The sequence below is a fragment of the Paenibacillus sp. FSL H8-0175 genome, assembly GCF_045040615.1.
Classification (GTDB): domain Bacteria; phylum Bacillota; class Bacilli; order Paenibacillales; family Paenibacillaceae; genus Paenibacillus_AQ; species Paenibacillus_AQ odorifer.
This window is the reverse complement of sequence record NZ_CP150299.1, coordinates 4,466,844-4,486,328: the sequence shown is the minus strand read 5'-3', so window position 1 is coordinate 4,486,328 and position 19,485 is coordinate 4,466,844. Positions and strand designations below refer to the sequence as shown.

Genomic DNA, 19,485 nt, shown 5'->3' with positions numbered 1-19,485 from the left:
GAATGAATGGAGCCCCATGTCAATAACGCCATAACATTGAACCGGCTTGATAACCTGACCCCAATGTCCAAAATAATAAGTTGTCGCCACGTTTGATCAAACCATGTTCAATAGCACAATATAAGGCCAGAAAGGGACTGCTTGTGCCTGTATAGCCATATTCGTCGGCTACATAAATAATTTTATGTTGATCCAGGTTCAGCTTAGCTTGAAGTAATTTAATATTAGCCAATGTAAATTGTGAAAAACAAAAAACTTGTATATCCTCGAATGTTAGGTGATGTTTGTTCAATAATTCAACAATAGATGCTTCCGCAAATCGTACACTGTCTATTCCGCTGAATCTCCCCCAGTGTAAGTAGCGGTGTTCAGCCCCATCACGCAAAGACTTAGCCAATCCTTGAGCGGGGTACACAATTTCTTCTGTAAAACGGCTGTCCGAAAGATACCTTACGTCAATTAATCCACTCTCTGAATGATCTTTTTCTAAAATGAGGGCTACGGCGGCATCGCCAAAAATTGAATATGTTATTGGATGTGAAGGATCAGCCCATAAATTTAAAAAATCCGAACCGATAACCAACGCTCTATCTCTATCAGGATCATCGTATAAAGTACGAGCAGCCTGTTCAACCGCAATAAACATTCCTATACAATTACCATTCAAGTCATAGCAAAGCGTATCATCTTTACCTTTGATAGCTTTGTGAATAAGCAATGAATTCGTAGGTGATAAATATTCCGGAGTTGAGCTGGAAAAAAGAATCAGGTCTATATCTGCAGATTTCAATGATGCAGCATCAATTGCCTGTTGAGCGGCATTAATCGCCATCGTCAACGAGTTCTCCTTCGTTCCTTCAATAACATGGCGGTTTTTTCTGCCTGTCTTTTTAAGAATCCGCTTAATATCTATACCTTGCTTTTGAAAATGGTCAATAAAATATTGGTTGTTAATCACTCTTTCAGGACAATAAATGGAGACTTGTTTTATCGAGATACCTTCTAACATAGCATGATCACTCCTTGTAATAATTTTGCAATCACATTACATTAAGTAATCTAAAAGTATCTATTAACCTAACAACGCCTGCTTATTTCTATAAGCTTGTTTGTCCAAATCTTATTTGATGTTATACTTTATGATCTTAACAAAGCATAACATTAATTAGTAAAAAATTCTATAAATTACTATAAATGTAACTATATCGACGCATCTAAAATATCCACTAAGATTAAGTCCACAGCAACCATGTTGCGAGTGGACTTTTTTGCTTTTTATATTTTTGAATTAGGGATGAATAAATCAGGGGTACTTTACAAAAACTTTATTCGATTAAGTCACTACTTTGCCAAATCAGGAGGGGTTCTTATTAAACCATTTATCGTAATAGTAGCGCTATTACTCGTTACTGCTTGTTCGGGTAATAACTCGGCCAACAACCAAATGACAACTCAACAAACGAAGGTTGACAATCATGCTCGTAAAACTGCCTCAAGTTCAACTTTAACGCAAGCATCTTCCATTTCCACGGAGAATGCAGGGAATTCAACAATTAAGACTAAACAAGTTCCTGGCGATGTAACGAAATGGCTGGATGGGTTCATCCGTACCAATCCACCTACAGGAAGCACAACAGATCAAACAACGTATCCGCAGCAATCGGCCAAACCACAATATTCTGCAAATCCGCAACATTCTGCTGTCCCACAGAAGTCTGCAAATCCACAACCATCCACCAATACATCCCAATCGGTACAGCAAGTATTGGATCTGGTGAATAAAGAAAGAACGAATGCAGGCTTGAAGCCTCTTAGCTTAAATAGCGAACTTTCGAAAATGGCTTTGGCTAAAGCGCAGGATATGTATGACAATAACTATTTTGACCATCAGTCTCCTACGTATGGATCTCCGTTTGATATGATGAAAGCATTCGGGATCTCATACAATTCAGCAGGGGAAAATATCGCCAAAGGTCAGTCGAGCGCAGAAGAAGTAATGAACCAATGGATGAACAGTCCTGGTCATCGTGCCAACATCCTGAATAGCAGCTTCACAGAAATTGGAATAGGTTACTATAACAGCGAGTGGGTTCAAGAATTTATTGGTTAGAGCGAGTAACGTAATAAACTTAACAGGGGTGTCCTAATAAGCTAAAGGTGGCTGTTGGGCATCCCTACTTTGCTTCGTTTGATCCAATAACAATTGCACAGACCAAGCCCATCGGACACAGCTGACCTTAAACGCGTCATTGGTCCATATTTTGCATCCTAGCGGACTGTATAGCAGCTATTCCCACAAAAAACACTCAATATGAGTCTTTTTATATGAGATAGCGTCAGTGGAGTCCGAAACTCTGCTCCAAAGGCCAAAAAATTGGGAATAACGTCCTCTGGGTCAGGAAATCTCAGAATCTTCAATCGCGATGGCAAGCAATTATGTAGAGCAATACTTTTGCTGGCGGGCTGGATTCAAGAAAAGAAGAAGCCGAAGTCTGCGAAATGAGATAGGGGAATTGAATCCGTTTAGAACGGGTTATTTTTTGTGTTGATTTATATGATAACGAATAAAAGTGACCAATAGAATCAGAAGAAACGGCAGGATGTAAGCTAGGTTAGTGAGCAAGGGCCATGTAGTATTCACGATTTTCTCAAGCTCAGACTCCTGTGTGTAAGTCGTTACAGATAACAGCAGGCAGACAAAAGCAAGTGGGAAAACAATTAAACGTTCATCATTCAATCTCAGAAGCTCCTTTAGTACTTTAATAAGAATAAGCAGCAGGATAGAAGCCTTGAAATAGAAGCCGATAATGAGTGAAAAACCAATCACGGATTCGATTCTTTCAATGGTTTCCTGAAAATAAATGAGTCTCGCCAACTGATATAATGAATATTTCAAGCTGCCGGACAGTGGTCCCAATACCATAATACTGCTAATGACAGAAGCAATTAACGTCAGGGCATTGATGATGAGTGCAAGATACATCTGTTTTCCCAGTTTAGAATTGTCTTCTTTACGCACGAACGGTAAAATCATCGAAAAAACGATAAGCTCGGAATAGGGGAAGCCATAGACTACATATGCAGCGCTTAGGATAGGCCTAAATCCATCAGGCATGATGGGCAGTAGGTACTCGGGATGATACAACCCTGCTACGAGTATCCAGACTAAGATGATAAATCCGAACATTAGTGACATTAGGACGGCTGCCATGCGGGCAATCACTTCAATTCCAGCTAGAGCTGTCATCGCAATCGTAATAAAAAACATGGTATTTACTGCGTAAGTGGGCGTTTCTTTTAACATCGTGCTTTTGAAAAAGGTTCCGATCTCAATTACAATTCCAGCGACATTCCAAAACAGTACACAAGTGAAAGGAATCAGGAGGACTAGGGTCAGTCCGTTTCCAAGTACGGAGCGGCTTTGTTCCACAAGCGAAAGATCTGGCGCTCGTCGGTTCAAATATAGAATACCGGAAAGCAGAGCCATTCCTATGGCCGAGGCGATTAAGAGGGATATCCAGGCTCCGTTGCCGGCAAAGTTAGTTAGTGACGCAGGGACGATAACGATTGAGGAACCGGTCATAAAGAAGAGAAACAGCATGGACATTTGGATCGAACTAACACGTTCTTGCTTATTCATACGTTCCTCCTCATTCTTTAAGCTTATGAAATGGCAGGGTTGATCCAATGGACGATGTGCTCAGCTGGAGCCGTGAATAAATTGAAGATGGAATCTAAATTGGGCCATGGCTTAGCTGCAATAAAGATAAATCCGAGATAAAGTACGGGTAGTAATAATACTCCATAAACTACTCGATCGCGGATGGAGGCTTGTCTAAACCTTGGGATGTCATGGGCTAGCATAGCGGAAGCTAATAAGAGAACGCAGATTATTTTTCCCACCATAGCTACTTCTCCTTTGTTCCAAATATTGTGCCTGAGTTCATTCCAGTACTTAACACTTTGACATCAACGTTGATATCGAACTGAGTCTGGGCGAATGTATCCTTCCATTGAGGCTCTAGTTGTTTCCACAGCTGCGGATTTTTCCGGTAAATCTGATTGCCAATTCCGAGTGCGTCGATCTTTTTTGTTTTCAAAAACTTGGTTGCGTGCTCAACCTGTTGTTCAACCTGAGTTATGATACGCTGCTCAAAAAGCTTCATGTCCTTATTGTTTTTTAAATGTGAGCAACGTAATTCTCCGATCATCCCTTCAATAGCAATGTTTACACCGACGGACACAGAACCGTTTTTTACGATTGGAGTAAGCGTACTGTTGAAGGTAAGCACTTCAAGCGTTTCTTTTTTTCGCAACGGTACTTCGGTCTCATCCGGGCAAGGAAATTCTAGTACTCCATAGATATATCTATCCGTCAGCATCATGAATGCTTCTGTATCCTTCTCCTTTAGAATGTCAATCATTTTACCGTCATGAATTACAGCCAGCCCAGATATCAAGGGTTTATGATCCAAACTGGTCTTATGCAGGTAAGGGATGATGGAAGTATTGGAGGGGCTACACATTTGTATAGCCAGCTCATAGAGAGGAATCTTGGAAGTTTTTGCGGCATATAGAGCACCGCTCGTCTCCATTCTCTTATACTGTTGACCAATGGTCTGCTCGATAAACGGGTTGATATCTAAAAATGGTGCCGCAGATTGCTCAGCGATGAGAGGAAGAACGGTACCACGCGGTTCTTGATCCCTGGAGAAAAAATCAAGTACCTCCCGGATGTTCGAGGTTCTGGCTAGTTGCTCCCCGATTAATATGACACGCATATGATCCCATTTGGCTTTTCGACCAAATTTTGCCGGGATCTCCCTTATTGCTTCAAAAAAGGTTTCTCCACTCGTAACAATATTAATTCCCTTGGACGCTGGATCCCCTGCTTGTCCCATTTCTATTTTGGTGGAAGGATTATAGAAATGTGTCGTAATCACAATCCGATTGTCTTCGCTTTGGTCAATGGCGACCGCCTGCACATACCCATACTCGTCCAATTCTTTATTATCCCAGCATCCGCTAGTTAGAGTGAGTACAAGAAGGGAAATTAGTATGGTAGTAAGCCGCTTCACTATATCTACTTCCTTCCTGAAGTCTTTTTATATAGGTGTCGATTTCGTGGTGAATGAAGCAGCAGTCTTCTCGGAAGTAGAAAAATAGAATCACGTACTCTTTTAAGATCTAGCGGAGCTAACGAGTCTAAATACGGTTCTCCTAAAGAGCGCAAGGTAGCCAGATGGAGATAAATTAGAATAAAACCGACCATGATGCCAAGTCCTCCGAATGTTGCCGCGAGAATCATTAAGGGAAACCGTAAAATCCGCAGCGCAATTGCCATATTGTATTGAGGTAGCGCAAATGAGGCAATGCCTGTCAAAGCGACGACAATGACCATGACCGGAGAGGCAATCTGCGATTGAATAGCAGCTTGTCCAATGACCAATGCCCCAACGATACTGACGGCCGACCCAATCGGTCTGGGTAAGCGTATGCCCGCCTCTCTCAATAGCTCAAAGAAAAACTCCATGATCAAAGCTTCAACCATAGCCGGAAAGGGGATTCCTTCGCGTGTGTTTAGAATGGCAAGCAGCAGAACTGTGGGAATTAGTTCGGAATGGAAGTTGGATAAGGCAATATAGGTACTGGGTAACAGCAGGGCGATGATGAAGGCAGCGACCCTAATCATTCTTATCAATGATGAAAAAATGGTCCGGTAGTAATAATCTTCACTATTCGTAAAAAACTCCATGAAATTCCCGGGACAGATCAGAATGGAAGGACTTCCGTTAACCATGGCAATAATCTTTCCGTCTAGCAGAGCTGTTATAGCTGTATCCGGTCGTTCTGTATAGCGGACTTGTGGAAATGGTGAGTAGAGCGAATCACCGATCCACTCTTCGAGATAGGAAACGTCAAGAATTTCTTCCTGATCAATACTTGCTATCCGTTGTTTGAATTGATTTAATGTTTCTGGTTTGACTACTCCATCCAGATAACCATAGGACAACGTTCTTTGAACCTGCTTACCAGAGGTAAAGAACTCGAACTTAAGATTAGTAGATTTCAGCAAACTACGAATAACACCTACATTACGCTCTAAGCTTTCTATAAAGCTGACGTGGGGACCTTGAACAGTAGGCTCTGAAATGGGCTCAGAGGTTTGGCGCTGTTCTACATCGAAGGCATAATAGGCAACGGCTTTTTGCCAACCTGTAAAGAAAAGGACAACTTTCCCATCAAGAATCCCCTTAATGGCTTGACCGATATTGTCCATTAATTCAAGCAGCGGTGATGAAACACCATTTTTTTCAAAATAGGAGATGACATCTTCAACGGTCACGTCCAAGGTGGGACCCAGCTCATGCGGAACTAAATTCTGCAAGACATCTTTAAAATAATTTGTAGGGTCAGACTTAGTAAGTGTATTGAAATAGACGGATGAGGCTTCATACTTAAGATCCGGGCCATAATGCCATGGAATAACCTTTAGGTCCGAACAATTCGCAAAACAATTATTAATAATCTGTAAGTTGTCTTCGAGAGACGCAGAGATAGCATGGGAAAAAAGATCCTTCATTGAAAGCTCATTTTCGGCTTCCAATTGAGGGTGCACCTTAGGATTAGACGGAGGTGTCTTGGCGTTAAAAAATTTCCGCATGCAATTCTCCTTAAATAAATGAGATGTTAAGTGATTTTTATCTTCTCCCTTATTTAGGAATTTATTCGGAAGATAGAGATAGATCAAATTTTTCGTAAAAAGAACAATTGGAACTGGCTCAGGGAAGAGATGCGATGTTATAATGAACATAATTTTTTCCAGGAGGTGCTCCTTGTGACCCATTCCATTCGTTTATGGTAATCAGTGGTGCAAGACAAGTGGACTCATTCATTTTTTTGAGATATGGAAATGAGTTTATTTGTGATGTGCCTGTTTCAGTGTGCCTATGCTCATGGAATGAGTTTATTTAAGTTTTTAATCAAAGGAGATGACCTTATGCAAATACAATGGAAAAAAGCCTTCGCCCTTATTTTTAGCGGACAGATTTTCTCGATTCTCACGAGTTCGATGGTTCAATTCGCGGTGATCTGGCACTTGACGGAATCGACAGGGTCAGCGGCAGTTTTGATGATTGCTGGGTTGGCAGCGTTTTTGCCGCAAGCGGTCTTGGGTCCTTTTGTAGGGGTCTGGCTGGACCGTTGGAATCGTAAAATAACGATGATTATTGCTGATAGCGCAATTGCGCTCTTCAGTCTGATATTAGGTATTTATTTCATGTGGGGGGAACCGGGACTTGGCTTTGTGTATGTCATTCTGAGCTTGCGTTCGGCGGCATCAGCCTTTCATGCTCCGGCTTTTCAGGCGGCTGTACCGTTGATTGCACCTGAAGAAGAATTGACAAGAGTCGCGGGCTGGCAGCAGATGGTGTTCTCTTTCTCGAATGTAATGGGTCCTGCACTTGGGATAGCGGTTTACTCGGCAACTTCGCTCGGGGCAGTATTACTACTCGATGTGGCCGGGGCTTTGATTGCGAATCTGATGCTGTTCATGGTGAAGATCCATCAGCCTAAAGTGCAGGCTACAGTTGCGCCGTCTTTCGTTCAAGAATTCCGTTTGGGTTGGAACGCACTCATTCAAGCGAAACCCATTGTGTTGATTACGGGGGCTACTGCGGTGTTTAGTATCGCATTTATGCCGTTAGCGACACTGTTTCCTTATATGACATTGTCTCATTTTGGCCGTGGAGGATACAGTGCCAGCCTGGTGGAAGCGGTGTTCAGCATCGGGATGATTTTAGGTGGTCTGCTATTGTCGATGTTCTCATCTAAATGGAGCGACATTAGCTATATGAGCGTAGGTCTGCTAGTCATCGGTCTTACCTGTGTGATCAGTGGTTTGATTGGTCCGAATGCATTTGTGATCTTTGCCATTCTCTCGTTCTTGATGGGCAGTGCGGCACCCTTCTTCAACGGTCCCTTCATGGCGATGATCCAACGTTCTTTTGAACCCGAGATGCTTGGGCGTGTCATTTCACTCGTGACCAGCATTATGATGTTGTCTTCGCCAATTGGGCTGCTGTTGGCAGGACCTGTGGTGGATCGATACGGTGTGCAGCTATGGTTCCTCGGTTCAGGAATTGTGGTGATGCTGACCGCTCTGTTTATTTTCATCCAGTTTCGGCGGCTGGCGTCCGCTCTTCCGATGAATTGACTAGGGTAGAAACTTCCCTGTAAAAAAGAGTTTATAGGCCGGTCCGAGAGGATCGGCTTATTGGCGGTTCTTCATATTTTTTCAAATTATAATATGATAGAATTACGTTCACTTGGAGGGATACATAATATGAATCTTCACATTGCAATCTGTGACGATCAGAGGCAAGATGCCTCGCGATTGGAAGAATTACTCATGAAGCAGATAACCAGCCTGCAAGGGATGACTGCCTCTATTGAGATTTTTGAATCAGGCCAAACCCTGCTTCAGGCAATGACGACTACCGCATACGATATAGTTTATCTGGATATGGAGATGCCCGAGTATAACGGTATAGAAGTCGCAGAGAAGATCCGGCTCAAAGATGCCAGGGTATTAATTATCTATGTCACCAGCCATACAAGTTATATGAGAAGAAGCTTTGCGGTTCATCCCTTTCGCTATTTACTGAAACCCATTGATGAACATGAACTGCAGACCGCCACAGTCAAAGCCATTCAGCAATGCATGCAAAGAAACAACGTGCTGTCATTCTCAATCCATCATATGAGCTATAATTTAAGGGTAGATGATATTATGTATATCACGGTAGAACGAGGCAAAAAATTGGTCCTTTGTACTGAACAAGGGACTTACTCGTATTATGGCAAACTGAGAGAGTTGGAAGGACAGCTGGGATCACATGATTTTTGTCGCGTACATACGGGATTCCTGGTAAATTGGCTGTATGTTCGTTCTTTAAGCAAAGAACTTATTCAGCTGAAGAACGGGGTGGAGCTTCCCGTCAGCCGCAGTAGAAGCTCTGATTCTTTACGGTCATACCATGCCTTTATAGAAAAGAGGCTCTTAAGATAAATGTCTTTCATCCGGGAGATTAGTCCTTACTTTTTTGGTGTATTTATGCTCGTCCTTATATATGTCCCGCAAGGGGTCACATTTTATATTTTTCTCAAGAAATTCCTGATCCTGAGCAGGAGCAAACAGTCATTTATAGGTTGTCTTATTATCTTTTATATAATTAAATCGCTTACCGCTGCTAGCTTACCTCTAGTTGATTCGGTCATCCTTCACCTGCTTGTGTATAGTCTGATTACTATTTTTTATTTCCGCGGCAGTGTGCTACAAAAGCTGTTCTTTAGCAGTTTCTATACAGTGTTTACGGTGGTTATTGAGATGCTGGTATGGTCTGGGATTCAGCATATCCCACTCAATGCCGAGGGAATAGATACAGTTAATTTCTGGTGGTTATCTTTTGCTTTCCTATTTGTTGTTTTGCTAAGCATCATGTTATGTCTGCTATTGCTGCGATTGTTCAAAGTGGATACCACAACGTTACTGTCGAATCAGGATTGGGCTGTGCTGAATCTTGTTTCGGCGGGTTCTTTGCTTATTATTATTGTGAATCTGAGACATTCCAGTGATAAACCTTTTGATATTCCGTTTGATTTTGTATTCATCCTGCTTGGGATTCTTGTAATTAATGTGGCTGTAATGTTTATATATCAAAAGTTAATGAAACGGATGCAAATAGAATTGCATAATCATGTGCTTCAGCAGCAAGTGAAGGATTACACGAGTAAACTGAAAGATAATCAGGAAGCACAGCGTTTGCGGCATGATCTGAACCATGTGTTGATCCTTATTCATTCTCTGCTGGATGAAGGAGCTGTACAAGAAGCCAAGCGATATATTGCGGAGCTTGCTTCGACACAGGAGGCAGGAGAAAAGTATATTTCTTCTGGAAATATAGCTATTGATGCCATCTATAATGAGAAGTTCGCCAAAGCCGAGCTACATCAAGTTACAATGCAATCTCATTTTTGCATCCCGCAGGACCTGTTACTTGCAGGCAAAGAGGTTGAAATTGCAATTATTTTAGGCAATGCATTAGAGAATGCAATCGAAGGGGTTCAGAGATTGCCAGAGTCAGAGCAGAATGTTATTGGGCTGGAAGTGATTTATTGCGACGGGTTATTGGTGATTTCTTTAAAGAATCCTGCATCTCTGCTTACAGAGGACGGGCAGGGCTCTTTTTTGTCCAGCAAGCGGAACTTTGGGCGTAGAGGGTTCGGAATCGAAAGCATTGAGTATGCGGTTCAACAGCTTCAAGGAAGCGTCAGTTTCAGATATGAGAATGGGCAGTTCATGATGTTGGCGGTATTACCACTGCCTGAGTAGCAATCCGCAACCAACTACTCCACCTAACCTGCAAGTTACGGTCTCTTCCCGCTGGTAAGCAGCGGTCCATGATATATTGAGGCTGTTCTTATTAAAGGGAGGGTATTCCGTTGACATTGTCATTGCTCATCAGTGCAGTCCTTCAGCTCATCTTATTCAGCATCATTCCCTATACATACTGGTTTTTTACAAGCAGAACAACTTCATCCTTTGCCATGTGGATTGGCTGGAAGAAACCCCAATTGCTTTCTAGGAAGCAGTTCATACTATGGTTTATACTTACCATGACTATATTCACCAGCCTGGGAATGCTTACAGCAATCTATATGCTGGATAAGAATACTTTGGCCAGCTCACAGTTTTATGGTACAGGTCTTAAAGGTTTGATTCCGGCATTGATTTATTCTTGGTTGCAGACTAGCTTGTCCGAAGAGATTCTGTTCCGCGGCTTCATTGGTAAACGGTTAAGTTCGAAATTCGGATTCGGAATTGGAAACTGTGCTCAAGCTTTATTATTTGGTGTCGTACATGCTGTACTGTTATACAGCAGTTCCGGATTATTGAATTCTGCTGTTGTAATGATTCTTACAGGTTTTGTGGGTTGGAGCATCGGAATGTTGGATGAGAAATTATCCGGCGGTTCGATCATTCCAGGTTGGGTTCTGCACGGGCTGACTAATCTGATTTCCACCATTTTTATGATGTATCAATGGATGTAGCAATCAAAGTTTTTAGAGAGTACATTTTAAAAATATGGTAAACTAAAAAAGTCTTAAATTATAAGATTAAAGTTTATATACCATTTTTATTGGGAGGTAGATATTATGAAAAACAATGTCAGCTTGCAAAATGATATGGGGATAACGTTTAACTGATCAAGCGTGTTGACGTTTCCCCACCATTCGAAAGGGGAAAATCATTTGAATCAGGTATTATTAATCATCGATGCACAACAAGAATTAATGGATGGAAACGAAAAGGAAAGTGCAGTATTCAATAAAGAGCAGCTTATCCGGAATATTAATAAAGTGATTGAACAAGCAAAAGAAGCCGATGTCGAAGTTGTGTTCGTTAGGGATCTAGATGTCGCTGAAGGAACAGGTACAGGCTTTCAAGTTCACAATGAAATCAACAGGTCTGCAAATGCCAAAATCTTTGATAAGCTGGCAACGAATTCTTTTCACGGAACTGAGCTGCTACAATATCTGAAAGATCAGCAGATTGAGCATGTGGTGATTATGGGATGTAAAACTCAACACTGCATCGATACTGCGGTTCGGACGGCTACGGTTAGCGGCATGGATGTTACATTGGTCGGAGATGGTCATTCTACAACGGACAATGATGTTTTAAGTGCAGAACAAATCATCAAGCATCACAATAAAACATTACATGGGCACTACAATGTCGAACATTTTTCTATGGTCAGAAGTTCCGAAGAAGATTTGTTTCGCCCAACGCATGACTCTTATAGATAATAATTCAGTGGCGGCACTTAAATGTGCCGCTTTTTGCTGTTTCGCAGGACCTCTGATTTTCCTCACCTATACTGATAGACATATTCGCCTAAACCATTTCCATCCCATCTTTATGGGATTGTTATTGCAAGGGATCTACTTATAATTGTTAGTAATTCTTAAACAATATGAGTAGGGACGGGATCAACATGATGGCAGCAAAAGATATAGAGTTTAAAAGCACACACGGGCAGCGGCTGGGAATGATGGCGGCTATTTGTATGGGGGCGTTTATTTCCCATTTTACAGCTGGAATTGTGAATGTGTCGCTTCCTTTTATTGTGAATTATTTTCAGACAGAGCTTGGGAAGGGATTATGGATCACAACAGGTTATCTGCTAGTGATTACGGCTCTTCTTCCTGTTATGGGGAAACTAGGCGACCGTTATGGTTTTCGCCGGATTCACAATCTTGGATTTATTATTTTTACTGTGGGTTCTGTCCTAGTCGCTTTTTCACCTAATCTGCCAATATTGCTAACGCTCAGAGTTGTACAAGGAGTAGGAGCTGCAATGTTTCAAGCAACTAATATTGCACTCATTACCATTCATATGCCGAAAGAGCAAAGAGGTCGTGCACTCGGAATTTTAAGTACAGCTGTCGCGCTGGGCGGGATGACGGGACCTATAGCGGGAGGTTTGATTGCAGAGTGGCTGAGCTGGAAATGGTTGTTTTTAATCCATGTTCCTGTGGCGATTGTGGCTACAATTATGGCATATCGGTACATACCGAACCGTGTGCAAGAGCGCAAGCCGGGTGCTATCAGCTTCGTGGGGGCCAGCTTGTTTATGGCATTCATCACCTTGGTCCTTCTCGTAATAACAAATGGGAGCAAATGGGGCTGGGTGTCCGTGCGGACAATGACAAGTTTGGTGGGGGTTTCCTTGTTGTTGATTACTTTTCTATTCTGGGAGCGGAAGCAAAAGAATCCTTTTCTACCCTTACAAGCATTGAAAATTCCAACTGTAGCGGGAGGCTTGATCGTTAGCTGTGCCTCTTTTATTTTATCTAATACATTGCTTGTCCTCATTCCATTTTATTTGATGGGGACTTCGGCTCCGTTCTCGTCATCTACGACAGGATATATTATGGCGGCTTATCCCATTGCCTTGGCGTTTGCAGGTCCTCTCGCAGGCTACTGCTCCGACCGTTATGGCTCTCATCGTTTGATGCTTATGGGACTGAGCTGCATGGGAAGCGGGTTTATCTTGTTACTGGTGTATTTAGATCATATACCGATTTATGGAATCGCGGCGATTCTATCTCTTATTGGCCTTGGTATGGGGCTCATTGCCTCTCCTAATAATAGCTTCATTATGCAGCAGACACCACGGGAACACGTGGGTTCGATTGGCGGATTAATTGCTTTAACAAGAAATGCGGGTATGGTCTTTGGCTCAGCACTTGGACTTGGTGTGATGAGTGGAGAGACAGGACAAGGGAGTCAGTTGCAGGCGTTCAAATTGGTTTTTGAGATTAATATTTTCATTTGTTTAAGCGTTATTGTATTAATGGTTGTTATAAATAGAAGGACATTTAAATCTGCTTGATCTAAAAAAATGTGTGTGTAATCACAACTCAAGCTTTGGTGTTCTGTTACGTTGGAAGTAACGAATGATTATCTAGATATGGAGGATAACGATATGTTTTGTTACCAATGTGAACAGACACCGAATGGCGGATGCACCGTTGTAGGGGTATGTGGCAAAAATGAAACCATTGCGAGTTTGCAGGATACGATGATTTTTGCATTAAAAGGAATTGCAGCGTATGCGACACATGCCCGGCAGCTAGGATATAGCGATCCCGAGGTGGATCGTATCACCCACGAAGCTTTGTATATGACGTTGACCAATTCCAACTTTAATACACAGGAACATTTGGAGATGGCTATGAAGGTCGGGGAAGCGGCGGTTCGCATCATGGATGTACTGGATCGTGCGCATACGGACCGCTTTGGCATTCCGCAACCGATCACAGTCAGTCAGAACAAAATTGAAGGTCAATGTATTGTTGTAACAGGACATAATTTATATGCGCTGGAGGAATTACTGCGGCAGACAGAGGGGAAAGGCATCAACATTTATACCCACTCAGAAATGCTGCCTGCGCATGGATATCCTGCACTCAAAAAGTATAAGCATCTGAAAGGCAACATCGGCAAAGCATGGTATGATCAGCGTAGATTGTTCGAGCAGTTTCCCGGTGCAATTCTTGCTACCACAAACTGTGTAATGCCGATTAAAGGCACGTATGCAGACCGCTTTTTCTCATATGAAGTAGCGGGGCTGGAAGGTGTAGAGAAAATAACGGGCGACGATTTCTCCCCATTAATTAATCGTGCGTTGTCCCTACCTGCGGCTGATGTAGAGTCAGATCTGGTACTTACGACCGGATATCATCATGAAACTGTAATCGGGTTAGCACCAGAGATCATTCAAGCTGTCAAAGACGGGCATATCCGCCGGTTTTTCGTCATTGCTGGCTGTGATGCGCCAGGTACTGGCGGGAATTACTACCGTGAGTTGGCGACTTCCTTACCGAACGATACTGTCATTTTAACGACTTCTTGCGGAAAGTTCCGCTTTAATGACGTAGATTATGGCACCGTTGGAGACACCGGTATTCCACGTTACATTGACCTTGGGCAATGTAATAATTCCGGTTCTACAGTGAAGATTGCTATGGCTCTGGCTGAGGCATTTGAGTGTACGGTGAACGAGCTGCCTGTCAGCATCGTGCTGTCTTGGTTTGAGCAAAAAGCAGTAGCCATTCTGCTAGGCTTGTTCAGTCTCGGCATTCAGGACATTCGCATCGGACCAAAGCCACCCGAGTTCATTTCACCAGGTGTACTGGATGTTCTGGTAGAGCTTTTTGGATTGAAGCTAATTACTACTGCTGAAGAAGATATGAACGCGATGTTGGCGTTGTCGTAGAGTAAAAATCAAAGGTTGCCGCCCATAAGGGATTGGCAGCCTTTTTTTGATAGGGGATTTAGGTGATACATCATTGTCGAAGCATAGCGATCCGTAATGGATGGTAATGCTTCTTAACTTGCCATTACAAGATGAGCTTATCGCGTGCTCGCCACATAATTATAGAGGGTATCTCTCAACTCGAACTCGTACGTCAAACCATTAACAATCCCCACAACATGATCGTTATCATACAGGTCAAGCATGAATCCAGCCATGTCCTTCGCGGTATGATATTTCGGCACAGTCCCATGATATTCGAATTCGGGGATATCGAAAGAAAGCTTCGCGAATTCTGTTTCTGTTGCGGCAGGTGCTAGCACTTTAGCCTGCATAAGTGCACCTTGACTCTTCAACTCATGAGAGAGTCCTTCAGTAAAGGCACTCACATAGAACTTAGTCGCACAGTACGTAATGGCATTTCCCACAATCGTATAGCCGCCACCGGATGAAACGTTGATTAATTGTGTTCCTTCAACATTGGAATAATCACGAACGAATAGAGAGGAAAGGATCGTCAACGATTCAATGTTCAGATGCAGCATTGCAGAAATTTTATCTAAATCTTGCTTGGCCACTGAAGCGAAATTTCCAAACCCCGCATTGTTGATCCAAGTTTCGATTTCGAACCCTTGTAGATCCTTATAAAGCTTATAAGCATTACTAGAAACGGATAAGTCAGTTACTCGAATAACGACATCTATATCGGGGGAGTTATGATTGATTTCAGATTTTAGCTCCTCCAGTTGCTCCCTTCTGCGGGCTGTAACAATTAAGTTTTTACCGCGAGCCGCAAAGGCTAGAGCGGTTTCAAAACCTATACCTGAACTGGCGCCTGTAATTACAGTATATTTCATATGAATTCCTCCGTTTTTACAAGAATATTTAGTGTTTCAACAACGATGTAATCATAAAGCTTAGAGTTTACTCTAAGTCAAATATTTTTTATAATTATGGGGACTCTTAAAATCAACATAGATTCGGGGGCTTGTATGTATACGATCAGCGATGTAGCCAAATTACTAGGGATTACCGCATATACACTGAGATATTATGAAAAGGAAAAAATTATTGCTCCGATGCGGAATGCGAATGGAGAAAGATTATATGATGACTCCAATCTTGCTTGGCTGCGATTTGTGATGAGGTTGAAACAAACCCAAATGCCGATCTCACAAATTAGAGAATATGCGCAGTTATATTTAGAAGGAGAGCATACGGCCCAAGCCCGCTTGAACCTTCTTGAGAATCATAGTAACTCTATACAGAGCCAAATCAGAAACTTAACAGCCACAGAGAAGATGTTGAAAGACAAAATTGCAGCCTACAAAAATTCCCTTGCGAAAGAGACAGGCATTTACTAAGCAGGCGACATAAAAGTATGCCAATGATTACGATAATTGTGAGATCAAAAAAAGGGCCCTCACGATTCATTGATAGACGCTAGTTCCGCACGTATGTTTGCGGATCAGCGTCTTTTGCTTTTGGGCTAGACTCCGGCAAAATAGCCGTATGCCTCGCTATTCGCATCCTCGTCTCATTCGGCAACACTTTATTGACAGCGCTAGACGTATTCGTTATTGTGTTTAGAAACATGATTCAATTGAGAATGATTATCTCTTGAGAATTTAAAGGGAGTTTGCGAATCAGTTATGGATGTTCTGAAACTTATACAAATATGGAACCAGGTGATTATGAGTGTACTGGACGTACGGCTAAAGCAGGCCGGAATCGACAACGATTTGAATCAATACCGTTTGCCGGCAAGCGCATTTTTATTCGCTTTTCAAGGACAAGGCGAGTTGTGGGTTGACGATGAGGTATGGCTGTGCGATCGTTTCCATGTACTGCACGCCGGCAAAGGCTCTCTGGTGACGGTTCGGAGCCGAGAAGCGCTGAATGTATATATCGTACTCTACAAAGCGTTTCTCCCCGCTTCGGCCTCGCGCGAATTTCATATGATGATGGAGGAATCCGACCCGTTTCTGGAAAGCTGGGGGTTCCCGCCTGGCGAACCGCTGGCCATGCTTGAGCTGCTTCAAACGATACGCGACGGTTGGCTTAAATCTGACGACGGATTAACCCGGCTGTCGGCCAAGGGAGACTTTATCCGCTTCGTTCACGCTGTCCTGAGGGAGCGTCTGTTCGGAGCCGGCGAGCCATCTTTATCGGAGCAAGTTATTCGACATTTGTCCAGGAATTATCGCCAGCCGATCTCGTTTGAGGAGCTTGCTCGGCAATTGAATTACAGCCAACAATATATATCGCGAAAATTTAAAGAACAGACAGGGCTCAGTCCGCTGGACTACGTCATTCGTTTCCGAATGGAAGATGCGAAGGCTCTGCTGGCCGGTACGATAGCAACACAACAGGAAATAGCATCACATGTCGGTTATCCGGACCTCATTTATTTCAGCCGCATGTTCAAAAAGCATGCCGGCATGACGCCAGGTCAATATCGTAAACGATACGGCCAGTTCGTTTCAGATCATGCAAGGAATAGGTCACAATCGTCCGTTGTTCTAAGCCGGTCATTAAGCTATCCTTTTTATGTGAGTGATATTGATTATCAATTTCAACAGGATGGGGCGAATAAAATGACTAGAGCAACCCGAAGTTTTTATGCAGTGATGCTGTTATGTTTGACCGTGATGTTAACAGCTTGTGGTGGGTCGGTGAACAACGGAGGTGCAACGAACAGCCAGGTTGCCGTCAGCGCTTCTCCAACCATGATCACTCAAGAGTCAGAGGTTTTGGCATCTTCTGAGATCAAGGTAGTCAAGACCGCTTTCGGCGATGTCGCAGTTCCTGCACACCCTCAGCGCGTAGCGGCAATTTCTTATCTCGGCACCGTACTTGCTCTGGAAGTCCAGCCGATCGCAGCCGAATCGTTCTTGATGTCGAGTCCTTATCTCGAGGGAATGCTGGACGTCGTGACGGATGTAGGCGACTCGTTAGAGAAGCTGCTGGAACTCAATCCGGATTTAATCATAACGCATAATCCACAGCCTGAGGTAGTCGAGAAATATCAGATGATCGCACCTACGGTATCGGTTCCTTACAATCAGTTTGTATCCATTCAGGAAGAAATGCTGTATTTTGGCGAGTTGCTGGATAGACGTGAGGAAGCGGAGAAATGGAACGAACAATTCGAGAAGGACATTGCAGACATTCGGGAGAAAGTCCAACAAGCCGTTCCCGAAGGAGAGACGCTTTCGATTATGCAAGAGTACGATGGAAACGTGAGCCTTTTTGGTCCGAAATCGGGACGAGGCGGCCGGCTGATGTATGAAATAATGGGGCTGAAGCCGCCGACGACGGTTCCAGAATTTATGCTGAAGGAATCCTACTATGAATTTTCGCTGGAGAAACTTTCGGAGTACATGGGTGATTATTTGATTCTGACGACGGAAGCCAGCTTGGAATCGCTGCAGGCTGATCCAATCTGGGGGTCGCTAGAGCCGATTCGCAACAATCGGGTATTTTTATGGACGGAGAACCAATCCTGGTACCGCGACCCAATCGCCGTGAAAAGACAAATCAACGATTTGACCGACTGGATCATCGAGGCAGCGAGTCGGTAACTGCCTAGAGTAAGGATTGATCGAACGGTAATATAAAATCAGAACTTGCCGTTACAGCCAGCGCGCTGATCCTTACCATAAGTGACGACGAAAAAATTTTGTTTTGGAAAGATGAAGAGTGTTGTGGGGGTGCGGAATAGCTCGACAGAGGGTGTCCTAAACGTCATAAAATGGCAGAGGGATACCCTCCTTTTTTTAAGAGCGGAGTGGGGAAGGGACTAGAGATTGTGCTGAACGGTCAAGTTTATAATTCTTTTTGTGCAAAGGTTATTTCTAAAATCCAGGTGAAAAGTAGGTAGACTCAGGACAAGCGATCACTATAATGGAAATATGAGACATTCATAGACCCGATCAATAGGATATAAATAAGAATCCGGCTGATTAAAAAAGCGATTAGAGGAGGCCATTTCGTGGGAAGATCATTCGCAAATTTGCATATCAAGTCGAACAACCTTGAGAAGACTGTCGAAGCATTAAGAGAGCTAAGCGAAGGGCATGCCAAAGTATTAGGCAAGAAAAATCATGAAGCTCCAGAGAACAAGGTTGTAATGTATGTAAGCAAAAGCAACGAAAACTGGATCAGCGTGCTCCACGATTATTTTGTATGGGGTACGGTGAAGAAGGCCGGTAAAACGTTGTCCCAGCTTACCGGGGAGCCAGTGATGACCGCCGGATATATGAATGAGGAGATATTCGAGTTGTCGTTGTTCGAGAATGGAGACATTCAAGCCGAAAAGATCTTTTGTGAGCAGTGGACGAGGGATGAATATGAACTACTCCGGGAAGAGCGTCTCAATGATGATTACTTGCGAAAAGCGTTGGATATCCGTAATGAGGATTTTGACGGCTTCATTGGCATTACGAGTCCGGGACAAGCCGTAGATAAGCTGTCAGAAATCGTAAGCATGTCTTTATGGAGTGACTGGGAGTGGATCCCGTACGAAGAAGCTCTCAAAAATCGATTTGTGAAATATGAATTTTGAAAATACACGAGTAAATGGCTAAGGACCTCTGAG

At 43.1% G+C, this 19,485-nt stretch carries 16 protein-coding genes; 11 read left to right on the top strand and 5 right to left on the bottom strand.

The window, feature by feature from the left end:
- Nucleotides 1-19: 19 nt before the first annotated feature.
- Entirely contained in the window at nt 20-1,009 is a 990-nt protein-coding gene (locus MHH46_RS19975; RefSeq protein ID WP_076127253.1) for a ketoacyl-ACP synthase III, read from the bottom strand.
- A gap of 240 nt (nt 1,010-1,249) precedes the next feature.
- Here MHH46_RS19975 and MHH46_RS19970 point away from each other — a divergent pair, with 240 nt between their 5' ends.
- Nucleotides 1,250-2,110: a CAP domain-containing protein gene (locus MHH46_RS19970; RefSeq protein WP_305953988.1), complete on the top strand. Its 861-nt coding sequence runs from the start codon at nt 1,250-1,252 to the stop codon at nt 2,108-2,110.
- Between the two features lie 423 nt (nt 2,111-2,533).
- Here the strand turns inward: MHH46_RS19970 and MHH46_RS19965 are convergent, their stop codons facing one another.
- From MHH46_RS19965 to MHH46_RS19955, 3 genes are all read right to left on the bottom strand, one after another.
- Nucleotides 2,534-3,640, bottom strand: coding sequence for an endospore germination permease (locus MHH46_RS19965; protein ID WP_076190710.1), 1,107 nt, complete (start codon nt 3,638-3,640; stop codon nt 2,534-2,536).
- Between the two features lie 268 nt (nt 3,641-3,908).
- On the bottom strand, nt 3,909-5,078 hold the full coding sequence (locus MHH46_RS19960; RefSeq protein WP_175623572.1) for a Ger(x)C family spore germination protein: 1,170 nt from the start codon (nt 5,076-5,078) through the stop codon (nt 3,909-3,911).
- A gap of 5 nt (nt 5,079-5,083) precedes the next feature.
- The gene (locus tag MHH46_RS19955) at nt 5,084-6,664 is read right to left on the bottom strand and encodes a spore germination protein (RefSeq protein ID WP_256717179.1); all 1,581 of its coding nucleotides are present in this window, start codon (nt 6,662-6,664) and stop codon (nt 5,084-5,086) included.
- 336 nt (nt 6,665-7,000) lie between these two features.
- Between MHH46_RS19955 and MHH46_RS19950 the strand changes: the two genes are divergently transcribed.
- The 7 genes from MHH46_RS19950 (at nt 7,001) to hcp (ending at nt 14,846) form a co-directional block, all read left to right on the top strand.
- Nucleotides 7,001-8,215, top strand: a complete 1,215-nt coding sequence (locus tag MHH46_RS19950; RefSeq protein ID WP_076127246.1) for an MFS transporter — start codon at nt 7,001-7,003, stop codon at nt 8,213-8,215.
- A 129-nt stretch (nt 8,216-8,344) separates the two neighbouring features.
- Complete coding sequence (locus MHH46_RS19945) at nt 8,345-9,070, top strand: LytTR family DNA-binding domain-containing protein (RefSeq protein ID WP_076190714.1); 726 nt, start codon at nt 8,345-8,347, stop codon at nt 9,068-9,070.
- A complete protein-coding gene (locus tag MHH46_RS19940) occupies nt 9,071-10,393 on the top strand; it encodes a sensor histidine kinase (RefSeq protein WP_076190717.1) in 1,323 nt (440 codons plus the stop codon).
- Between the two features lie 110 nt (nt 10,394-10,503).
- On the top strand, nt 10,504-11,112 hold the full coding sequence (locus tag MHH46_RS19935) for a CPBP family intramembrane glutamic endopeptidase (RefSeq protein ID WP_076190720.1): 609 nt from the start codon (nt 10,504-10,506) through the stop codon (nt 11,110-11,112).
- Between the two features lie 201 nt (nt 11,113-11,313).
- Nucleotides 11,314-11,871, top strand: coding sequence for a cysteine hydrolase family protein (locus MHH46_RS19930; protein ID WP_076127240.1), 558 nt, complete (start codon nt 11,314-11,316; stop codon nt 11,869-11,871).
- A gap of 188 nt (nt 11,872-12,059) precedes the next feature.
- A complete protein-coding gene (locus MHH46_RS19925; protein ID WP_143762721.1) occupies nt 12,060-13,460 on the top strand; it encodes an MFS transporter in 1,401 nt (466 codons plus the stop codon).
- Between the two features lie 93 nt (nt 13,461-13,553).
- Nucleotides 13,554-14,846: a hydroxylamine reductase gene (gene hcp, locus MHH46_RS19920; protein ID WP_076182902.1), complete on the top strand. Its 1,293-nt coding sequence runs from the start codon at nt 13,554-13,556 to the stop codon at nt 14,844-14,846.
- A 137-nt stretch (nt 14,847-14,983) separates the two neighbouring features.
- On the opposite strand, the gene MHH46_RS19915 is transcribed toward hcp, so the two are convergent.
- The gene (locus MHH46_RS19915) at nt 14,984-15,742 is read right to left on the bottom strand and encodes an SDR family oxidoreductase (RefSeq protein ID WP_076190723.1); all 759 of its coding nucleotides are present in this window, start codon (nt 15,740-15,742) and stop codon (nt 14,984-14,986) included.
- 135 nt (nt 15,743-15,877) lie between these two features.
- Here MHH46_RS19915 and MHH46_RS19910 point away from each other — a divergent pair, with 135 nt between their 5' ends.
- From MHH46_RS19910 to MHH46_RS19900, 3 genes are all read left to right on the top strand, one after another.
- Nucleotides 15,878-16,249, top strand: coding sequence for a MerR family transcriptional regulator (locus MHH46_RS19910; RefSeq protein ID WP_076190725.1), 372 nt, complete (start codon nt 15,878-15,880; stop codon nt 16,247-16,249).
- A gap of 288 nt (nt 16,250-16,537) precedes the next feature.
- Complete coding sequence (locus MHH46_RS19905) at nt 16,538-18,469, top strand: AraC family transcriptional regulator (RefSeq protein WP_076190728.1); 1,932 nt, start codon at nt 16,538-16,540, stop codon at nt 18,467-18,469.
- A gap of 410 nt (nt 18,470-18,879) precedes the next feature.
- Nucleotides 18,880-19,452, top strand: coding sequence for a hypothetical protein (locus MHH46_RS19900; protein ID WP_076190730.1), 573 nt, complete (start codon nt 18,880-18,882; stop codon nt 19,450-19,452).
- Nucleotides 19,453-19,485 lie beyond the last annotated feature (33 nt).